The sequence below is a fragment of the Exiguobacterium sp. s63 genome (assembly GCF_018617335.1).
GTDB lineage: Bacteria > Bacillota > Bacilli > Exiguobacteriales > Exiguobacteriaceae > Exiguobacterium.
The window spans coordinates 759,615-776,581 of the sequence record NZ_JACSKB010000001.1 but is presented as its reverse complement, the minus strand read 5'-3'; the positions used below and the strand labels follow the sequence as shown (position 1 = coordinate 776,581).

General features: G+C 47.7%; 20 protein-coding genes. 19 read left to right on the top strand and 1 reads right to left on the bottom strand.

What is annotated here, in order from left to right; genetic code table 11:
• Window positions 1–5: 5 nt before the first annotated feature.
• The 7 genes from gatB to KNO90_RS03975 all read left to right on the top strand — a co-directional run bounded on the left by gatB (window position 6) and on the right by KNO90_RS03975 (window position 6,180).
• Window positions 6–1,436, top strand: a complete 1,431-nt coding sequence (gene gatB / locus KNO90_RS04005; RefSeq protein WP_214741833.1) for an Asp-tRNA(Asn)/Glu-tRNA(Gln) amidotransferase subunit GatB — start codon at window positions 6–8, stop codon at window positions 1,434–1,436.
• Window positions 1,437–1,499: 63 nt separating this feature from the next.
• Complete coding sequence (locus KNO90_RS04000; protein WP_215113040.1) at window positions 1,500–2,498, top strand: diacylglycerol kinase; 999 nt, start codon at window positions 1,500–1,502, stop codon at window positions 2,496–2,498.
• 55 nt (window positions 2,499–2,553) lie between these two features.
• The gene (gene rlmD, locus KNO90_RS03995) at window positions 2,554–3,915 is read left to right on the top strand and encodes a 23S rRNA (uracil(1939)-C(5))-methyltransferase RlmD (RefSeq protein ID WP_214741831.1); all 1,362 of its coding nucleotides are present in this window, start codon (window positions 2,554–2,556) and stop codon (window positions 3,913–3,915) included.
• 72 nt (window positions 3,916–3,987) lie between these two features.
• Window positions 3,988–4,581: a dihydrofolate reductase family protein gene (locus tag KNO90_RS03990; RefSeq protein WP_214741829.1), complete on the top strand. Its 594-nt coding sequence runs from the start codon at window positions 3,988–3,990 to the stop codon at window positions 4,579–4,581.
• Window positions 4,578–5,111 (top strand): GNAT family N-acetyltransferase, encoded by a 534-nt coding sequence (locus tag KNO90_RS03985; protein ID WP_214741827.1) that lies wholly within the window; start codon window positions 4,578–4,580, stop codon window positions 5,109–5,111. Before KNO90_RS03990 ends, KNO90_RS03985 begins: the two co-directional genes overlap by 4 nt.
• A 10-nt stretch (window positions 5,112–5,121) precedes the next feature.
• Window positions 5,122–5,739 (top strand): hypothetical protein, encoded by a 618-nt coding sequence (locus KNO90_RS03980; RefSeq protein ID WP_214741825.1) that lies wholly within the window; start codon window positions 5,122–5,124, stop codon window positions 5,737–5,739.
• Complete coding sequence (locus KNO90_RS03975; protein WP_214741823.1) at window positions 5,740–6,180, top strand: hypothetical protein; 441 nt, start codon at window positions 5,740–5,742, stop codon at window positions 6,178–6,180.
• Here KNO90_RS03975 and KNO90_RS03970 read toward each other — a convergent pair.
• Window positions 6,172–6,687 carry an AAA family ATPase gene (locus tag KNO90_RS03970; RefSeq protein WP_353048482.1) on the bottom strand — a complete coding sequence of 172 codons (516 nt, stop codon included), beginning with the start codon at window positions 6,685–6,687 and terminating at the stop codon, window positions 6,172–6,174. The two genes, KNO90_RS03975 and KNO90_RS03970, sit on opposite strands and share 9 nt — an antisense overlap.
• A gap of 150 nt (window positions 6,688–6,837) precedes the next feature.
• Here KNO90_RS03970 and KNO90_RS03965 point away from each other — a divergent pair, with 150 nt between their 5' ends.
• The 12 genes from KNO90_RS03965 (at window position 6,838) to KNO90_RS03910 (ending at window position 16,918) form a co-directional block, all read left to right on the top strand.
• Window positions 6,838–7,845 (top strand): tRNA dihydrouridine synthase, encoded by a 1,008-nt coding sequence (locus KNO90_RS03965; protein WP_483299285.1) that lies wholly within the window; start codon window positions 6,838–6,840, stop codon window positions 7,843–7,845.
• A 233-nt stretch (window positions 7,846–8,078) separates the two neighbouring features.
• Entirely contained in the window at window positions 8,079–8,759 is a 681-nt protein-coding gene (locus tag KNO90_RS03960; RefSeq protein WP_214741817.1) for a response regulator transcription factor, read from the top strand.
• Between the two features lies 1 nt (window position 8,760).
• Window positions 8,761–9,765, top strand: coding sequence for a sensor histidine kinase (locus KNO90_RS03955; protein ID WP_215113038.1), 1,005 nt, complete (start codon window positions 8,761–8,763; stop codon window positions 9,763–9,765).
• A 92-nt stretch (window positions 9,766–9,857) separates the two neighbouring features.
• Window positions 9,858–10,541: an ABC transporter ATP-binding protein gene (locus KNO90_RS03950; RefSeq protein WP_074033830.1), complete on the top strand. Its 684-nt coding sequence runs from the start codon at window positions 9,858–9,860 to the stop codon at window positions 10,539–10,541.
• Window positions 10,538–13,108 (top strand): ABC transporter permease, encoded by a 2,571-nt coding sequence (locus KNO90_RS03945; RefSeq protein WP_215113037.1) that lies wholly within the window; start codon window positions 10,538–10,540, stop codon window positions 13,106–13,108. Before KNO90_RS03950 ends, KNO90_RS03945 begins: the two co-directional genes overlap by 4 nt.
• A gap of 241 nt (window positions 13,109–13,349) precedes the next feature.
• Window positions 13,350–13,673, top strand: a complete 324-nt coding sequence (locus KNO90_RS03940) for a PadR family transcriptional regulator (RefSeq protein ID WP_214741811.1) — start codon at window positions 13,350–13,352, stop codon at window positions 13,671–13,673.
• Complete coding sequence (locus KNO90_RS03935) at window positions 13,670–14,206, top strand: DUF2812 domain-containing protein (protein WP_214741809.1); 537 nt, start codon at window positions 13,670–13,672, stop codon at window positions 14,204–14,206. The genes KNO90_RS03940 and KNO90_RS03935 overlap by 4 nt, the downstream gene beginning before the upstream one ends.
• A 23-nt stretch (window positions 14,207–14,229) precedes the next feature.
• Entirely contained in the window at window positions 14,230–14,400 is a 171-nt protein-coding gene (locus KNO90_RS03930) for a hypothetical protein (protein WP_214735196.1), read from the top strand.
• Between the two features lie 114 nt (window positions 14,401–14,514).
• Window positions 14,515–15,057 (top strand): RNA polymerase sigma factor, encoded by a 543-nt coding sequence (locus KNO90_RS03925; protein ID WP_215113036.1) that lies wholly within the window; start codon window positions 14,515–14,517, stop codon window positions 15,055–15,057.
• Window positions 15,054–15,797 (top strand): hypothetical protein, encoded by a 744-nt coding sequence (locus KNO90_RS03920; RefSeq protein WP_215113035.1) that lies wholly within the window; start codon window positions 15,054–15,056, stop codon window positions 15,795–15,797. Before KNO90_RS03925 ends, KNO90_RS03920 begins: the two co-directional genes overlap by 4 nt.
• Window positions 15,798–15,830: 33 nt before the next feature.
• On the top strand, window positions 15,831–16,481 hold the full coding sequence (locus KNO90_RS03915; RefSeq protein WP_215113034.1) for an SIMPL domain-containing protein: 651 nt from the start codon (window positions 15,831–15,833) through the stop codon (window positions 16,479–16,481).
• The gene (locus tag KNO90_RS03910) at window positions 16,478–16,918 is read left to right on the top strand and encodes a hypothetical protein (RefSeq protein WP_214741802.1); all 441 of its coding nucleotides are present in this window, start codon (window positions 16,478–16,480) and stop codon (window positions 16,916–16,918) included. The genes KNO90_RS03915 and KNO90_RS03910 overlap by 4 nt, the downstream gene beginning before the upstream one ends.
• The last annotated feature ends 49 nt before the right edge of the window (window positions 16,919–16,967 follow it).

Below are 16,967 nucleotides of genomic sequence, written 5' to 3'. Positions count from 1 at the left end.
GTACGATGAACTTTGAAACGATCATCGGGATCGAGGTGCACGCCGAGCTGAGCACGAAGTCGAAGATTTGGTGTGGCTGCTCACGCACTTACGGTGCCGAAACGAATACACAGACGTGTCCGATTTGTCTTGGACACCCGGGCGTCTTGCCTAAATTGAACGAAGAAGCGGTCAACCTCGCCATCAAGGCGGCAATGGCACTCAACTGTGAGATTGCGACAGATACGAAGTTCGACCGGAAGAACTACTTCTACCCAGACACGCCGAAAGCGTATCAAATCTCTCAGTTCGATAAACCGATTGGTTCGAACGGTCACGTCGACGTCGAAGTGGACGGCGAGATCAAACGATTCCGCATCGAGCGCGTGCACTTGGAAGAAGATGCCGGGAAGATGAACCATACGGGCGAGAAACACTCGGTCGTCGACTTCAACCGGACCGGTTCACCGCTCATCGAGATTGTCAGTGAAGCGGACATGCGCTCACCGAAAGACGCGGTCGCATACCTCGAGCGCTTGAAAGAAGTCCTCTCGTTCGCTGGCGTCTCGGACGTCAAGATGGAAGAGGGTTCACTTCGTTGTGACTGTAACATCTCGGTCCGTCCATTCGGACAGGAGAAGTTCGGTACGAAGACAGAGCTCAAGAACTTGAATTCGTTCTCAAACGTCTTGAAGGCACTCGACTATGAAGAAACGCGTCATCGCAAATTGCTTCTCTCAGGTGGCGTCATGCGTCAAGAGACGCTCCGTTACGACGAAGCGGCGAAAAAGACGATTCTCATGCGTGTCAAAGAAGGGGCAGCGGACTATCGTTACTTCCCAGAACCGGACCTCGTCCGTCTTGAAATCGATGAGGCATGGAAAGAGCGCATCCGCGCGACGATCCCAGAGATGCCGGCAGCACGTCGTGAACGCTACATGAGCCAATACGGTCTCTCGGCATACGACGCGAAAGCCCTCACGTCAACGCGTGAGTTCTCAGACTTCTTCGAAGCGACGACAGCGGCCGGAGCGGAGCCAAAAGCGGCAGCGAACTGGCTCATGGGTGAAGTGCTCGGTCATTTGAATAAGACGAATGAAACGGTCGAGACGATGAAGTTGACACCGGAAGCACTCGCTGAGCTCATCCGCTTGATTGCGGAAGGGACGATTTCATCGAAGATCGCGAAGCGTGTCTTCACGGCGATGATGGAAGAAGGAGCTGAGCCGAAAGCGTATGTCGAAGCGAACGGTCTCGCCCAAATCTCGGACGAGAACTTGCTCCGCGGCTACATCCTCGAATTGTTCGAGGCACACCCGCAAATGATCGAAGACTTCAAGAACGGGAAAGACCGTGCGAAAGGCTTCATCATCGGCCAAATCATGAAACAGACGAAAGGGATGGCGAACCCGGCACTCCTCGATGGCTTGTTCCACGAAGAGATGGCAAAACGCTAAGCAGGCGGCGAGACACTTGTGTCTCGCTTTTCGCTCGAGTTGAGCACAGGGGAGAGAATCAATATGCAACGGAAACGTGCGCGGGTCATTTATAACCCGACATCTGGTAAAGAAGTGATCAAACGGGAACTCCCGTACATTTTGAACCGCCTCGAGGATGCGGGTTATGAGACGTCGACGTATGCGACGAAAGCGATTGGTGATGCCACGCTCGAAGCAAAACGGGCCTCAGCGGCCGAGTTCGACCTCATCATCGCCGCAGGTGGAGACGGGACATTGAACGAAGTCATCTCCGGGCTCGCCCCGCTAGAGAATCGTCCGACGATTGGACTCATTCCGGTCGGGACGACGAACGACTTCGCTCGGGCGATACGGATCCCACTAAGTGTGGTCGGTGCACTCGACGTCATCTGTGACGGGTTCGAGATGCCGGTCGACCTCGGGGAAATCGAAGGCGAGAAAGGTGACATCCACTATTTCATCAATATCGCAGGCGGCGGTATCATGACTGAACTCTCGTATGAGGTGCCATCGAAGTTGAAGACGGCACTCGGACAGCTCGCCTATTACGTGAAGGGAATGGAGAAACTTCCACTCATCAAACCGACGTACATCGAACTTGAGCACGATGAAGGGACGTTCCAAGGCGAAGTCATGGTCTTCCTTACATCGAACTCGAACTCGGTCGGTGGATTTGAAAAAATCTCACCACACGCGTCATTAAATGACGGGTTGTTCGATCTGTTCATTTTGCGGAAATGTAACTTGTTCGAATTCATCCACGTCGTCCGCCTTCTCCTCCGGGGTGAGCATTTATCCAGCTCACTCGTCGAGCACGTGAAGACGAGCCGCGTCCGGATGAAGACGACCGAGCCGATGAGTCTGAACATCGACGGCGAGTATGGCGGGGAGTGCACAGGTGAGATGCGGAACTTGTTCCGTCACTTGACGGTGCTCGCACCGAACGCCCGAATCCGCGAAATGGAAGATTTGAATGCACAATATGAACGCGAACAGATGATCAAGCAATTGTTCAATGTTTCGCTCGATAAAGCAGAGTGAAAAGATAGGAATGACGACATCAGTCATTCCTATTTGTAATGGAAGGAGCATTCGTATGCTACCAGTGAAAAAGAACGATCGTCTCGATGTCCATGTCCACGACCTGACCCACGAAGGGGCGGGTGTGGCACGTGTCGACGGCTATACGCTGTTCGTGCCGAACGCGTTGCCGGGAGAGACGGTCGAAATCGTCGTGACGAAGACGAACAAGCAGTACGGGTTCGCCCGATTGTTGAACGTGAAAGAAGCGAGTGCCGACCGCGTCGAGCCACCGTGCCCGATCTTTTATCAGTGTGGCGGCTGCCAGCTGCAACACTTCAGCTATGAAGGGCAACTACGCCAGAAACGAGAACGCGTCGTCGATGCGCTCAAGCGTCTCGGGCAGTTCGACGTGCCGGTCCATGACACGATTGGCATGCCAGAACCTTGGCGCTACCGCAACAAGGCACAAGTCCCGTTCAAACAAGAAGGGGACCGTCTCGTCTCAGGCTTCTATCGTCCTCGTTCCCATGACATCGTCGAGATGAATGAATGTTTGATTCAAGATGAGCGTAATGATCAGGCGATCCAAGTCGTCCGTGATGTGTTGGATGCACGTGGCGTACCGGCGTATGACGAGAAGACAGGACGTGGGGTCATCCGTCACGTGATGGCCCGTTACGGGTACCATTCGGGTGAACTGATGATCGTCCTCATCACGAAGACGACGAAATTAAAAGGCGTGAATGAGATCGTCGCCGATATCGTCGAGCGTCTTCCAGACGTGACGTCAATCATGCAAAACGTCAACCCGGACAAGACGAATGTCATCCTCGGGACGACGAACAAGTTGCTCTACGGCCATGAGACGATTGAGGATAAAATCGCAGGACTCACGTTCACGATTTCTCCGCACTCGTTCTTCCAAGTCAATCCGGTCCAAACGGAGAAGTTGTACGGGAAGGCGCTAGAGTACGCACAATTGTCAGGTACGGAACAAGTCGTCGATGCCTATTGCGGCATCGGGACAATCAGTCTTTTCCTCGCTCGGAAGGCGGCGCACGTGTATGGTGTTGAAGTCGTTCCAGAAGCGATCGAGGACGCGAAACAGAATGCGCTCGTCAATGAGATCGATAACGTGACGTACGCATGTGGCGCGGCGGAAGATGTGCTTCCAGAGTGGAAGAAAGACGGTGTGAACCCGGACGTCATCGTCGTCGATCCACCACGTAAAGGATGTGCCGAATCGTTCCTTGAGACGATGGTCGAGATGGGACCGAAGCGAATCGTATACGTCTCGTGTAACGTCGCGACGCAGGCGCGCGATATGCGTTACCTCGCCGACCGAGGTTATCGCTTGATGGAAGTGACACCGGTCGACATGTTCCCGCATACGGCGCATGTGGAGACGGTGGCGTGGATGGAGAAAGTAGAATAAGATGAATGTAACATGCCTTCGATTGAATCAATCGGAGGCTTTTTTTGCAAACAGCCGAAAGGGGAGTCGGAGATGAGAAAAATCATTGTTCTGGAACATCTGTCGTTAGACGGTGTCATTCAAGCACCGGGTGGAAAAGAAGAGGACGTGAGTGGGGATTTCATGCATGGCGGATGGACGGAGCTTTTCTCGAGCCAAGAGCTTGGGATTTGGATTCGGACCCAAATGCATAGTGAGTTTGATTTGTTGCTCGGGCGAAAGACATATGACCAATGGGCGAGTTATTGGCCAAAACATAATGACATTTGGCCGGAAGCCAACCGTGCAGTGAAATATGTGGTTAGTAGACATTCACATGATTCACAATGGGAAGCAACGACGTTTCTGACAGAACCGGTCGAAGCGTTGAAACGACTCAAACAAGAGGACGGACCGGATTTACATGTATGGGGCAGCAGTGAACTCGTCCATACGCTACTTGCAAACAATCTCATCGATGAATACCGATTGATTATGTATCCGATTATCATTGGTTCCGGAAAACGTCTTTTCCCAGATGGAAACATCTTGCCACTTCAACTTGATGTAGTCGAGCAACAGTTGATGCCAAACGGAGTCAGTATCATCCGCTATGAACGTATTCAAAAAGATGGAGAGGGGCTATGAGAATCGAGCAACACCTCGAGATGACCATTTCAGAATCGATGGATACGGAACTGATTGAGCTATTACAGCATTCATTTCCTTCCATTTATCCGAATCGCCGCTACTTTAAGCAACTGCCGCATCTTCGGCTCATCGCGTATGAGGATCAACAAATCATCGGACAAGTCGGGTTGGATTTTCGTGTGATGAATATAGATGGAACTCCGATTCACGTGCTTGGCATCATCGATTTATGCGTACGGGAAGCAGTGCGAGGACGTGGGGTCGGACGGGCGCTAATGGAAAAAGTCATTGCGCTCGGAGAAGAGTACCCAATCGATTTTCTCCTGTTGTTCGCAGATCGACTAGACCTTTACGAACGGATCGGGTTTCAAAAGGTATCGAATACATGTACATGGCTTCAAATCGATGACGAGAATCAAACGACACGCGGGATTGGGGAGGCGTCATTCGAAGAATTGATGGTTCGATCGGTCGGGGATAAGCGATGGACGGAAGGGAAACTCGATTTGCTCGGATATTTATACTAGGGGGATAACGATGAATCTTGAACAAGTGACAGAAATGTATGAGACGTATGCACAAAAAATCGGGGACCGAAAACAAGTGTATGAAACGATTGCTGAAACCTTTGACGTGAAGCGGACGCTCTATCCTGGGAGTCACGTCGACGTCGCCCCTTCCCTCGTCATCCCTCACGTCATCTATGTCGACAGTTTCAAAGGGACGATCCGTTTCTTCAAGCAAATTGAAACGGTGCAGGAGCTGATGGATCAACGAAAGGAATATGATGAGCCGTGTACGATTGAATTTTTTGGTCAGGACTATACGCAGCCGCTCGACATCGAACCCGTTGACTTGATCATCTCGCAATATGCGGGGTTTGTCGGTCAGGCGACGAAACAATATTTGAAGCCGGGTGGCATCTTGCTCTGTAACGATAGTCATGGAGATGCGACGTTGGCGCGATTTGATGAAACGTTCGAATTGATTGGGGTCATGGGTAGTTCAAATGAATTCGTTCAGACTGGACTAGATGAGTATTTCCGATTGCCGAAAGGAAAAGACGTGGATGTAGCCGAAGTGAGGAAGACGATGAAGGGACCGAGTTATTTAAAGGCAGTTGAGAATTATGTGTTTCAAAAAAGGAGGGATTGAATGAAACAATATACGTTTCGAACTCGTAACGTCCCACTTTCCCTGAATGATGCAGTCATCACAGAAGCGACTGTGACGGGTTCGACAATCCGTCTCGTCTTTACGGATGGGATCCGTGACTTGTTCAAAAAGGAAGCGGTATGGACGGGTCGTGCCACCGTGACCATCTCGAACGTGGACCGAGATTTTTCTTCCCTTACACGCTTTAGTGAAACGACCTATTTGATGTGTCCAATCGAGCAACTCAGTCAGTTCGTTCAAATAGGGCGCTTCGAAATCGTCGATGAACTGTACGGATATCAGCAACTGTTGTTCCGCTGCATGTGGTTGACGGATACGACATGTGAGACGGTGGAGTTGAATCTCTCCCATGCAAGCGAGCTCGTCATCCAATGGGAAGACGAACCCGTGGAAGAAATGTATGAATCTGAATCATTTTGAGGAAAGTATGAGACCGACGTGATCGGCGACCGCTCGCGCAACATCTGACTTCGAACGATGGTCGGTCATAATTTTTTCTGCATGAATCTCAGATTCGAATGCGGACTGGCAGCGGTCAATCTGCGCTTTTCCCCAAGAGTTGAACCATTCGAAGCGTTTATTCAGTCGTTTTACAAGCGTGTGTTGATTCGCTTCAAGGATGAGGTGACGTACATCGACGCCGTCCCGCTGAAGTCGACCGATGATTTCATCTACATACGTTGCGTCCACCAGTGTCATCGGAACGAGGATGACCCCATCGAACGACGTGGCAATTTTCGACAGCATTTGATAATTGAACTCTCGCCATTCCGGGTGATGTTGAAAATCGGGTTGCTGAAGGCTCTCCGGTAATTGATCCCGAATGAAAAAGCCAGCCTGCTCCGGGTCATAGAGAAGCGCGTTTGGCAGTTGTTTCTGAAGTATATTAGCACATGTGGTTTTACCTGAACCGAAAGCGCCGTTGATTCATATAATCATTCCTACTCCTCATTTCATTGTAATTGTTCCTTTATTATATCGAACAGTGTGGTGTAACAGTTGATACAATCCGACAGACATAATAGAATAGATGAGTGATTTTGTTGGACTGTATGGATGAAAGGAACTGATTTTACGATGAAAGAAAACTTTTGGCGCGATCTTCCGCGTCCATTCTTTATACTTGCCCCGATGGAAGATGTGACCGATGTCGTCTTCCGTCACGTCGTCGCCCATGCGGGACGCCCGGACGTCTTCTTCACAGAATTCGCGAACTCGGACAGCTATTGCCATCCGGAAGGGAAAGGCAGCCTCCGTGGCCGTTTGACGTTCACCGAGGACGAGCAGCCGATGGTCGCCCACATCTGGGGGGACAATCCGGAATACTTCCGTCAAATGAGTATCGGTATGGCCGAGATGGGCTATAAAGGACTCGACATCAACATGGGTTGCCCGGTCCCGAACGTCGCGAAACGTGGAAAAGGGAGTGGACTCATTCTCCGTCCAGAAGTCGCAGCTGAGCTCATTCAAGCGGCAAAAGCCGGCGGCATCCCTGTCAGCGTCAAGACGCGTCTCGGTTTCGCGAAGCTCGACGAGTGGCGCGACTGGTTGACGCATCTCTTGAAACAAGACATCGCGAACTTGTCGATTCACTTGCGCACGCGCAACGAGATGAGTAAAGTCGACGCGCACTGGGAGATGATCCCGGACATCGTGAAGTTACGTGACGAGATCGCGCCGGATACGCTCATCACGATCAACGGAGACATCCTCGATCGTCAAATGGGACTCGAGCTCGTTGAGAAATATGGGGTCGATGGCGTCATGATTGGTCGTGGGATCTTCAAGAATCCGTTCGCGTTTGAGAAAGAGCCACGCGAACACTCGATGGAAGAACATCTCGACTTGTTGCGTTTGCAACTGGACCTTCAGGATAAATTCCAAGAAGACGTGCCGCGTTCGATTTCGAATTTGCACCGTTTCTTCAAGATTTATGTCAAAGGATTTCGTGGGGCGAGCGAACTTCGTCATAACTTGATGGAAACGAAATCGACGGATGAGGTACGATCATTGCTTGATGCTTTTGTCGAGAAATATCATGAAGAAGAGGCAGCGCTCGCTGAGGCGGTCTCGACAGTCGAATAGTTTTTTGAAGGGGTTCAGTGAATACTGGAGCCCCTTTTTTATAATTAAAATAGTAGATGGCGATGAAACGTTTAATGAACGATTAAATAACACTCATGTGATAAAAATCTTAATACGAGTATAGCCGGTTCACACTCCTGCCGAATGAGATACCTCGTTCGGTTTTTTTGTTTTATCTCCTCACTTGAATAAAGACTGCTATATTATGGGGAGAAGAGTCAGGAGGGACTACCATGCATATTCTAATCGTAGAAGACGACCGGACGATAGCCTCCGGTCTTCAATATTCACTCGAACAAGAACAATTTAAAACAACGTTATGCCAAAACGTGACTGACGCGACGTTTATGATTGAACAACAGTTACATACAATCGATTTATGTCTCTTTGATTTGTCACTACCAGATGGGAGTGGATATGACTTATGTCGGCTCGTGAAGCAACAACAAGACATCCCTGTCATCTTTCTGACGGCATTCGATGATGAAGTGAATGTGGTGATGGGACTCGATATGGGAGCGGACGACTACATCACGAAACCGTTCCGTGTCCGAGAACTCGTTTCACGAATTCACTCGGTACTTCGTCGATACAATAAAAACGTACGCTCGCCTCTGTTGACGATTGGACCAGTTGAAATCAATACGCAAGATGCAAAAGTGAAAAAGAATGGGGACGAAATTTTGTTGACAGCGCTAGAGTATCGTTTGTTGCTCATCTTTGGGAGACATACAGGGCAAGTATTGTCACGAGCCCAACTACTCGATCAGATTTGGGATGTGGGTGGGGAATTCGTGAACGATAATACGTTGACTGTTTATATTAAGCGACTCCGCGAGAAACTAGAGGATGATCCACAACACCCGATGCTTATTACGACTGTGCGTGGAATCGGATATAAGGTGGGGCGCTAATATGTTGCGAAACCAAGAAATAAGAATATACTTGTTCACTTGTTTATTTCTTATTGGACTAGCTGTAGGTATTGCCGTCTTGTTCATGTCCATAGAGGCGGCCGTTCTGGTCGTCCTATTAGCAATCATACTTTTCGGCGTTACGTATCGTTTCACGGCATGGCGTTATCGAGAAATCGAGCAGCTCTCGGGATATCTTCAAGAAATCAGTAATGGCAACTATACATTGGATGTCCGTGATAATCGCGAAGGGGAGCTCAGTTTGTTAAAGAGCCAACTCTACAAAGTGACGAAAATGCTATCTGAACAAGGCGCGCATCTTGAAGAAGATAAACAGAAGCTAACTGATGCGATCTCCGATATCTCTCATCAATTGAAGACACCGCTCACCTCGATGACCGTCATGGCAGATCTTCTTAGTGACCCGCGTCTATCTGAGGAGAAGCGTCAAGAATTCACCCATAACGTACAAGTACAACTTGAACGAATGGAGTGGCTCTTGTCTTCTCTCCTCAAACTATCAAAAATGGATGCCGGGACAATACATTTCAAGCGCGAATTGGTATCCGTCCCTGCACTCATTCAAGCCGTAGCAGAACCGATGCTCGTACCGATTGATATTAAAATGCAACGACTTCACGTTCAAGGCGAAAAAGATGTTACGTTCGAGGGTGATTTGAAGTGGACGACCGAGGCGCTCATCAACATCTTAAAAAATTGCGTGGAGCATACGCCGGAACAGGGCGATGTATTCATCGAGTTCAGTGAAAATACGCTGTATACAGAAATTGTGATTCGTGACACGGGGATTGGTGTCGCAAAACAAGACCTCCCGTACATTTTCCAAAGGTTTTATAAAGGTGTGAATGCGAGCGAAGAGAGTGTCGGGATTGGACTTGCCATGGCACACAGCATCATTATGAGCCAGGAAGGTGAGTTGACTGTTCGGAGTGAACCCGGGGTCGGAACGGATTTTCATATTCGCTTTTATAAAGCAATTGTCTGATCGCTAAGTGACGAAATCGTCACTTTCGAGTCACAGACGAGTCACACTCACTCGGTACACTCGAAGTAGATCAAGTACTGGAGGGTGCAAACATGAATATATTAGAAGTACAAAACTTATCGAAAGTATACGGCAAGGACGAGATGGAGGTCAGAGCGCTCGATGACGTCTCGTTCACGGTGAAGAAAGGTGAATTTGTCTGTATCGTCGGTCCTTCGGGTTCGGGGAAATCGACATTGTTGCATTTACTTGGTGGTGTCGATGTGCCGACGAGTGGACAGGTGTTGATTGATCAAACAGACATTTATGCATTGGACGAGACACAGCTCGCCATTTTCCGTCGTCGACAAATCGGTTTGATTTATCAGTTTTATAACTTGATTCCGATTTTAACGGTCGAAGAGAACATCACGTTACCGATGCTATTAGATGAACAAAAAGTGGATATCGCTCATTTGGAACGCATCATCGGCATCTTGGGCTTGTCAAACCGATTGACTCATTTACCAAACCAATTATCGGGAGGGCAACAGCAGCGCGTTTCCATCGGTCGGGCACTGATTAGTAATCCAGCTATTATCTTGGCCGACGAGCCGACAGGAAACTTGGATAGTCAAAATAGTGAAGAAATCATGAGCCTGTTAAAACTATTCAATAAGAAATTCAATCAAACGCTCATCATCATCACCCATGACGAGCGGATTGCCTTACAAGCGGATCGTATCATTTCGATTGAAGATGGCAAGATTGCGAAGAATGAGGTCGTCCGCGCATGAACATCATCAATAAAATGACACTTCGGCATTTGCGCGAGAACAAACGACGCTCACTTGTTACAATCATCGGAGTCATCATCTCTGTATCGATGATTACAGCTGTCACAACGCTCGGATCTTCTTTTTTGGATTTGATGATTCGTCAAGACATCGCAGATAACGGAGAATGGCATGTTCAGTATCTAGATACGAACGAAAAACAAGTCGAAGCTATCCGGGATGATGCGAACACGAAGGCTGTCATCCTTTCAAATGATGGCTATGCTCAACTGAAAGAGTCACAAAATGCTTACAAACCATACTTATATGTTCGAAACTATAACACATCCGGATTGAAGAGATTTCCAGTCGACTTGACTGAGGGACGTCTACCGGAAAAAGAAGGCGAAGTCGTCATTTCAGAAGAGATTCGCCAAAATGCCCTCGTCACCTATAACATCGGTGATGAATTGACACTTGAGATTGGAGAGCGGATTGATCCGTCATCAGGTCACGTGTTGACACAAAATGATGGTTTGGTTCGGGAAGACGAGACGATCCTCGAACAATTAAACGTTGAGGATACGGTAACATTGACGGTTGTTGGCACGATGGCTCGACCTGACTGGGAACCGACTTGGTCACCAGGGTATACAGTCGTCGGATTCATCGATGATCAAGAATTGAATGGGGCAAGAGTCGACACGTTCGTCGCCTTGAACGATGTAGACAACTCGATTTATTCGGAAGTAAAACAGTTGATGACCGAACAGAACATAGAACGTGTCGCCTATAATTCCTCGTTGCTTCGTTATTATGGAGTGACGAATGACGATGGATTGCGTAAAACACTATATGGATTTGGTGGAATCATCATGGCGGTCATCGTGATTGGCTCGATTTCTCTAATCTATAACGCATTCGCCATCAGTGTGTCGGAGCGCTCTCGTTACCTCGGAATGTTGGCAAGTGTCGGGGCTACGAAGCGACAAAAGCGGAACTCGGTCTATTTTGAAGGGATGGTCATTGGGGGGATTAGCATTCCACTTGGTATCCTGGCTGGGATTACGGGTATTGCGTTCACATTCCTGTTCATCAATGAATTTGCCGAAAAAGCGTTGAACGTGACGGAGAAGTTTGAAGTTGTCGTCACACCGATTACTTTACTATTAACACTCTTCATTTCGAGCATAACCATTTTCATTTCCTGCTATCTGCCGGCGCGTCGAGCCTCAAAGATTTCTGCGATTGAGGCCATTCGTCAAACGCAAGATGTACGATTGACGTCAAAACAAGTGAAGACGTCAAAACTAGTTCGTCGTCTTTTCGGTTTAGAAGCAGAGATTGGGTTAAAAAATACGAAGCGTAACCGTAAACGGTATTTGGTTACCGTCTTCTCGCTCGTCATCAGTATCGTCCTGTTTTTAGTGGTCAGTTACTTCACTGATCGTCTTGAACAGTCCCTCGACATGTCTCAATCAGATTATGATTTCGATATTCTTGTGAATGGTTCAACGCTTGATCAAAATGATTTACGACGCTATGAAACGTTAGATCATGTGACGAACGGAACATATTTTGAAAATGCAACGGTCCAAACGATGGTCAGCGAAGCGCAATTACCGAGTGCGATTACCGAGAACGAGAATTTGGCATCAACTGTCGTTGACGGGAAGTTTATGTACTACGTATCCCTCTATCAATTGGATGATGACAGTTTCAATGCGTATTTAAAACAAATCGGAGCGCCTGTCAGTCGTTTTGAAGACGGAGACGTACCAGGAGCCGTCTTAATTGATGAGGTCTCGTATCAAGATATAGAACAGAAAAAATTCATCACTTCAGAGACGGTCGAAGCAGAAATCGGTGATACGCTTGAATTGAGGGACGAGAATGCAACGGGCGACACGGCACCGCTTAAAACGATTCAAGTTGGCGCTATGACAGATATCGCCCCGACCGGTGTGATGACAGGTTCTCTTGGATGGCTCGATATGATAGTACGAGAAGGGACGTTTGAAGAAGACGCAATCGGGGATTTGATGAAACAATCGAGTCCGTCAATCGCGTTGAATACAGATGATCCCGAGGACACGCAACAAGTGATTGAAGCGGAACAGAATTTAGATCTGTATGTCTTTAATGTATCGGAACAACGAGAACAACAAGAAAAGATGTTGTTACTTTTATCAATATTTGTGTATGGGTTCATCGTGCTGATTTCGTTAATTTCGATTGCGAACATTTTTAACACGATTTCAACGAGCGTCTCACTTCGTCGTCGGGAATTTGCCATGCTTCGTTCGGTTGGGATGACACCGAAAGGGTTCAATAAGATGGTGTACTATGAAAGCATTTTTTATGGGATAAAAGCCCTTGCATATGGGATTCCCATCAGTCTTCTCATCATGTACCTCATCTATCGAGCGCAAATCAATACGTTTGATGCTCCATTCACCTTGCCGTGGAGTAGCATTCTGTTTGTCGTCATCATGATTTTCATGATTGTAGGTGCTTCGATGCTATATTCGGTTTCAAAAATAAAGAAGGACAATATTATCGATCGATTAAAACAAGAAAATGATTAAGTGGGTTATTAAATAGTCGTGAGAGATATTGCTTTATAATACAGGGGCTCAGTATATAATGAGTCCCTGTGTTTTTGATGTCACATTAAATGAAACACGTTTACCAAAGTTGTATAAGTAATCGCCCCAAAAACAAAAAGAATTATTTTTTGTCTCGACTCTTGTCAATTAACCAAAAATAGGATATTTTTGATATATCGGATGACGATATAACGAAACACGATATAAAGGAGTAGGATACGTGACACAACAGTCGAGTACAGGCGCATTAACCGAGGCGGTTTATTATATATTGTTGTCCCTTCAAGTCTCGAGACATGGGTATGGGATGATGCAATTCGTTCAAGAATTGAGCAATGGTCGGGTTCAACTCGCACCGGGTACGTTATACGGTGCACTCAGCAGTCTAGTAGAGCGTGGATGGATTCAAGCACTTGATGGAACAGGGCGGAAGAAAGAGTATGAGATCACGGAGGCGGGTCGAGAGGCACTTCGGTCGGAATTAAGACGGCTAGAAGAACTGGTACGACATGGTCATGAATGGACGAAGGAGTTGGACACATGAAGACGAAAACGGTCTATCGCATATTTGTTGATTATGAGAAGGAAGAGAAATGGCTCAACGAGATGGTGCAAACCGGATGGGCGCTCGAATCCTTTCGTTTGATGCGATATGTGTTCAAGCAAGTTGAACCTGGGTCATACACGTATCGAATCGAACTATTGTCCAACTTACCTTCTCACCCTGAGTCGAAGGCGTATATGGCATTCCTGAATGAAGTGGACGTTGAAGTGGTCGACACCTCGTATCGGTGGATCTTCTTACGAAAACGAACGAGTGACGGACCGTTCCAATTGTATTCGGATTTTGATTCGATGATTCAGCGAGAAAAGCGAATCATCCAACTGTATGGCGCTGTGCTAGCCGCCAACTTTGTTGTGATCGTAGCGAATCTTTCGAATCCATTTGCACAATGGACCATCCTATTGAATGTAGTCGTCGTCGCGATGTTGGCCTATGCGGTCCAGCATCATACACGGAAAATGAGGACGCTAAAAGGTCTTAAGGCAATTGGAGAGATGAAGTCGTCAGATTGAGCGGATGGGTAAGGAGGAGCTAGATGGATTCACGAGAATGGAAAGACTGTATGATTTGTTTTGGATTGATTGCGGGGACGACACTCGGCGTAGTTCTCTCGTTCTTCTTCCATATTCAACTGACATACGGGATTGCGAGCGGAGCGATGGTTGGCTATATCGGAGGGCTTGGATTATCGATTTGGAAGAAATGATGAATCAGGGTAACATTCCTCGTCTCGATGACGAGGTTTTTTTGATAGATTGTGACGAATGATATGAAATTGGGATCTATAGGTATAGAGGGGTTATACGAAGGGGGTAACTGGATGGATGACCAGGTCATCATCGATTGGTACTGGGAACGGTCGGAGTATGCGATTGTCGCGACGAAGAAGAAATACGGAAGCTATTGTCATCGTGTTTCTTACAATATTCTACAAAATCGCGAAGACACGGAAGAGTGTTTGAACGACTTATATATGAAAGCCTGGGAGTCGATTCCACCGACACGCCCGCTTCGACTCGGGGCGTATTTGACGAAAATTGTACGCAATCTCGCATTGCAACGCTATAAGAAGAATCATGCCAAAAAACGTGGCGGTGGGGAAGTACCGCTCGTCTATGAAGAGCTAGAACACGTCCTCACGGAATCGAGGAGAGACGAGGACATCATTGATCTGTTGAACGCATTTCTAGCAGACCTGCCACGACTGACAAGGGTGATGTTCATGCAACGTTATTTCTATCTACACTCGATTCAAGAAATCGCAACGACACATAAGCTCGGGGAGAGTCATGTCAAAATGACCTTGAAGCGCACGCGAGATGCGTTGAAGCGAGCACTTGAAGCAGAAGGAGTTCGTGTATGAAAAATGAACAACTCCTTCGACTACTCGGGGAAGTGGATGACTGGTATATAGAGGAATCCATGATGGTAGAGCGAAAACCTTATCAACGACTGAAATGGGGAGGGGGACTCCACATTGTGATCGCTGCGGGATTCATGCTCTTCACATCGAATGTCTGGAACGAACGGATCCCACTATCTACGGATTCCACTGCGAATTCCGTTCACATTGTCGATCAATCAAAAGTAAAACCAGGTATTTCCGAGGAAAATTTGAAGGACATGACCGAGGATGAACTCTTTTCGAAATGGAATCCGGTCGTGGTCAGAGGAACGGTCTCGGACATTCGACATATCGAGATTGATTTCAATGGAGAGACGGAATATCAGTCTCTTATCAAGATACACGTCTCCAATGTCTATCGTGGAGATGTGCAGGTCGGGCAAGATTTAATCGTTCGTGCCGATGCAATTGAGGAAACTGGACAGGCATCGCATTCTAGTGTTATCTCGCACGTACGGCAAGGCATGGAAGGGATTTTCATGCCGATTCCATATGATGACGAGTTTGTCTGGGAACAAAATGACGCGACGCTTCGATTGAAAGATATTGCCGATTACGGTTTTCCGGATGGTGAACGTTATCTGTTTTTAGATACTCCGAACGGATTGTTGTTCGAGCGGGGTGCTTACCCGTCCTTACAAGATTTGGACTCACTCGATGAAGTAGAGCACTGGATGATGACACGATTTACAGAATAATGGAGACCTCAAATCGATAAGGGGGAAATGGATATGGAACGAAAGATTACTGTAAAAGGGACGGGAAACGTCTCATCTCGACCAGATTTGATTGTGATTCACATGGACCTCGTCTCGAAAGCGCCACGATATGAAGATACGATGACCGAAGCAGCAAGTGCGGTGTCCCATCTTCAAAAAGCCATCACGCGTGCTGGTTTTGACAAGACGGAACTCAAAACGAGTGACTTTTCGATCGATACGGAATACGAGAGCTACCGTGATCGAGATGAGAATTATCGGTCGCGTTTCGTCGGATATGTCTGTAAACAGAAGACGAAGCTCGAATTTGCGCTCGATACATCTAAACTATCGGCCGTCATCGAACAAATCAGTCAATCTCGGGCAAATCCGAAACTCTCCATTCGCTTCACGATGAAAGACCCGAATGCGATCGAGGATCAGCTATTGGTGAGTGCTGCGGAGAATGCGAAGAAACGAGCGGAGCTTCTTGCGAAAGGAGCAGGCGCCGAGCTCGGGGACTTGCTCCAGATTGACTACACGTGGGGGGAGATTCATCTGTTCTCGCCTACAAACGTCCTTTATAGCCAGGACGTCGTCTATTCGGAATCACGGATGCCTGAACTCGAACCGGATGATATTGACGTCAGTGATTCAGCGACATTTGTCTGGAGTTTAAAATGAGGCGACTGATTTTCTTAATTCTTCTTTCCGTATTCATTGCTATTCCCGTATCTGCTCTTTCTTTTGCCTATACGTTTGTCGTGTTCGACCGAAACGCATATGAAGTGCTCGACACAACGATCGAGGAGGATGCACTTGGTGATGTGATCGGTAAAGTGGAAACAACGGTCAATGATGAGACCGGGCGGTACTACGGAAATGCCTCGAACGGATATCCGATCGGGACAGCGTATCGTGAAGTCGACGGGGAGTCCGTGGAAGACGTCATTGCGGTCGAGGACGGTTTGGACTGGAAGCGAGCGGAGTACCGATTCGAAGCACCGTACCATTCAAGAGACTTTATCAAATTCTTCGGTTACGGCCTACTTGGGATGGGCATTGTGATGTTGAGTTGGACGTTCTACAAGCGAAGTTCGCTGTATAAAAAAGAAGCATGAACGAACGGAGAAATGGGAAGGGGAATACAGAAAGGTTCGGAAAAGGGGG

Coding starts and splice junctions, on each gene's coding strand:
- gatB (WP_214741833.1), top strand. CDS start 6: ATGAACTTTGAAACGATCATCGGGATCGAGGTGCACGCCGAGCTGAGC.
- KNO90_RS04000 (WP_215113040.1), top strand. CDS start 1,500: ATGCAACGGAAACGTGCGCGGGTCATTTATAACCCGACATCTGGTAAA.
- rlmD (WP_214741831.1), top strand. CDS start 2,554: ATGCTACCAGTGAAAAAGAACGATCGTCTCGATGTCCATGTCCACGAC.
- KNO90_RS03990 (WP_214741829.1), top strand. CDS start 3,988: ATGAGAAAAATCATTGTTCTGGAACATCTGTCGTTAGACGGTGTCATT.
- KNO90_RS03985 (WP_214741827.1), top strand. CDS start 4,578: ATGAGAATCGAGCAACACCTCGAGATGACCATTTCAGAATCGATGGAT.
- KNO90_RS03980 (WP_214741825.1), top strand. CDS start 5,122: ATGAATCTTGAACAAGTGACAGAAATGTATGAGACGTATGCACAAAAA.
- KNO90_RS03975 (WP_214741823.1), top strand. CDS start 5,740: ATGAAACAATATACGTTTCGAACTCGTAACGTCCCACTTTCCCTGAAT.
- KNO90_RS03965 (WP_483299285.1), top strand. CDS start 6,838: ATGAAAGAAAACTTTTGGCGCGATCTTCCGCGTCCATTCTTTATACTT.
- KNO90_RS03960 (WP_214741817.1), top strand. CDS start 8,079: ATGCATATTCTAATCGTAGAAGACGACCGGACGATAGCCTCCGGTCTT.
- KNO90_RS03955 (WP_215113038.1), top strand. CDS start 8,761: ATGTTGCGAAACCAAGAAATAAGAATATACTTGTTCACTTGTTTATTT.
- KNO90_RS03950 (WP_074033830.1), top strand. CDS start 9,858: ATGAATATATTAGAAGTACAAAACTTATCGAAAGTATACGGCAAGGAC.
- KNO90_RS03945 (WP_215113037.1), top strand. CDS start 10,538: ATGAACATCATCAATAAAATGACACTTCGGCATTTGCGCGAGAACAAA.
- KNO90_RS03935 (WP_214741809.1), top strand. CDS start 13,670: ATGAAGACGAAAACGGTCTATCGCATATTTGTTGATTATGAGAAGGAA.
- KNO90_RS03930 (WP_214735196.1), top strand. CDS start 14,230: ATGGATTCACGAGAATGGAAAGACTGTATGATTTGTTTTGGATTGATT.
- KNO90_RS03925 (WP_215113036.1), top strand. CDS start 14,515: ATGGATGACCAGGTCATCATCGATTGGTACTGGGAACGGTCGGAGTAT.
- KNO90_RS03920 (WP_215113035.1), top strand. CDS start 15,054: ATGAAAAATGAACAACTCCTTCGACTACTCGGGGAAGTGGATGACTGG.
- KNO90_RS03915 (WP_215113034.1), top strand. CDS start 15,831: ATGGAACGAAAGATTACTGTAAAAGGGACGGGAAACGTCTCATCTCGA.
- KNO90_RS03910 (WP_214741802.1), top strand. CDS start 16,478: ATGAGGCGACTGATTTTCTTAATTCTTCTTTCCGTATTCATTGCTATT.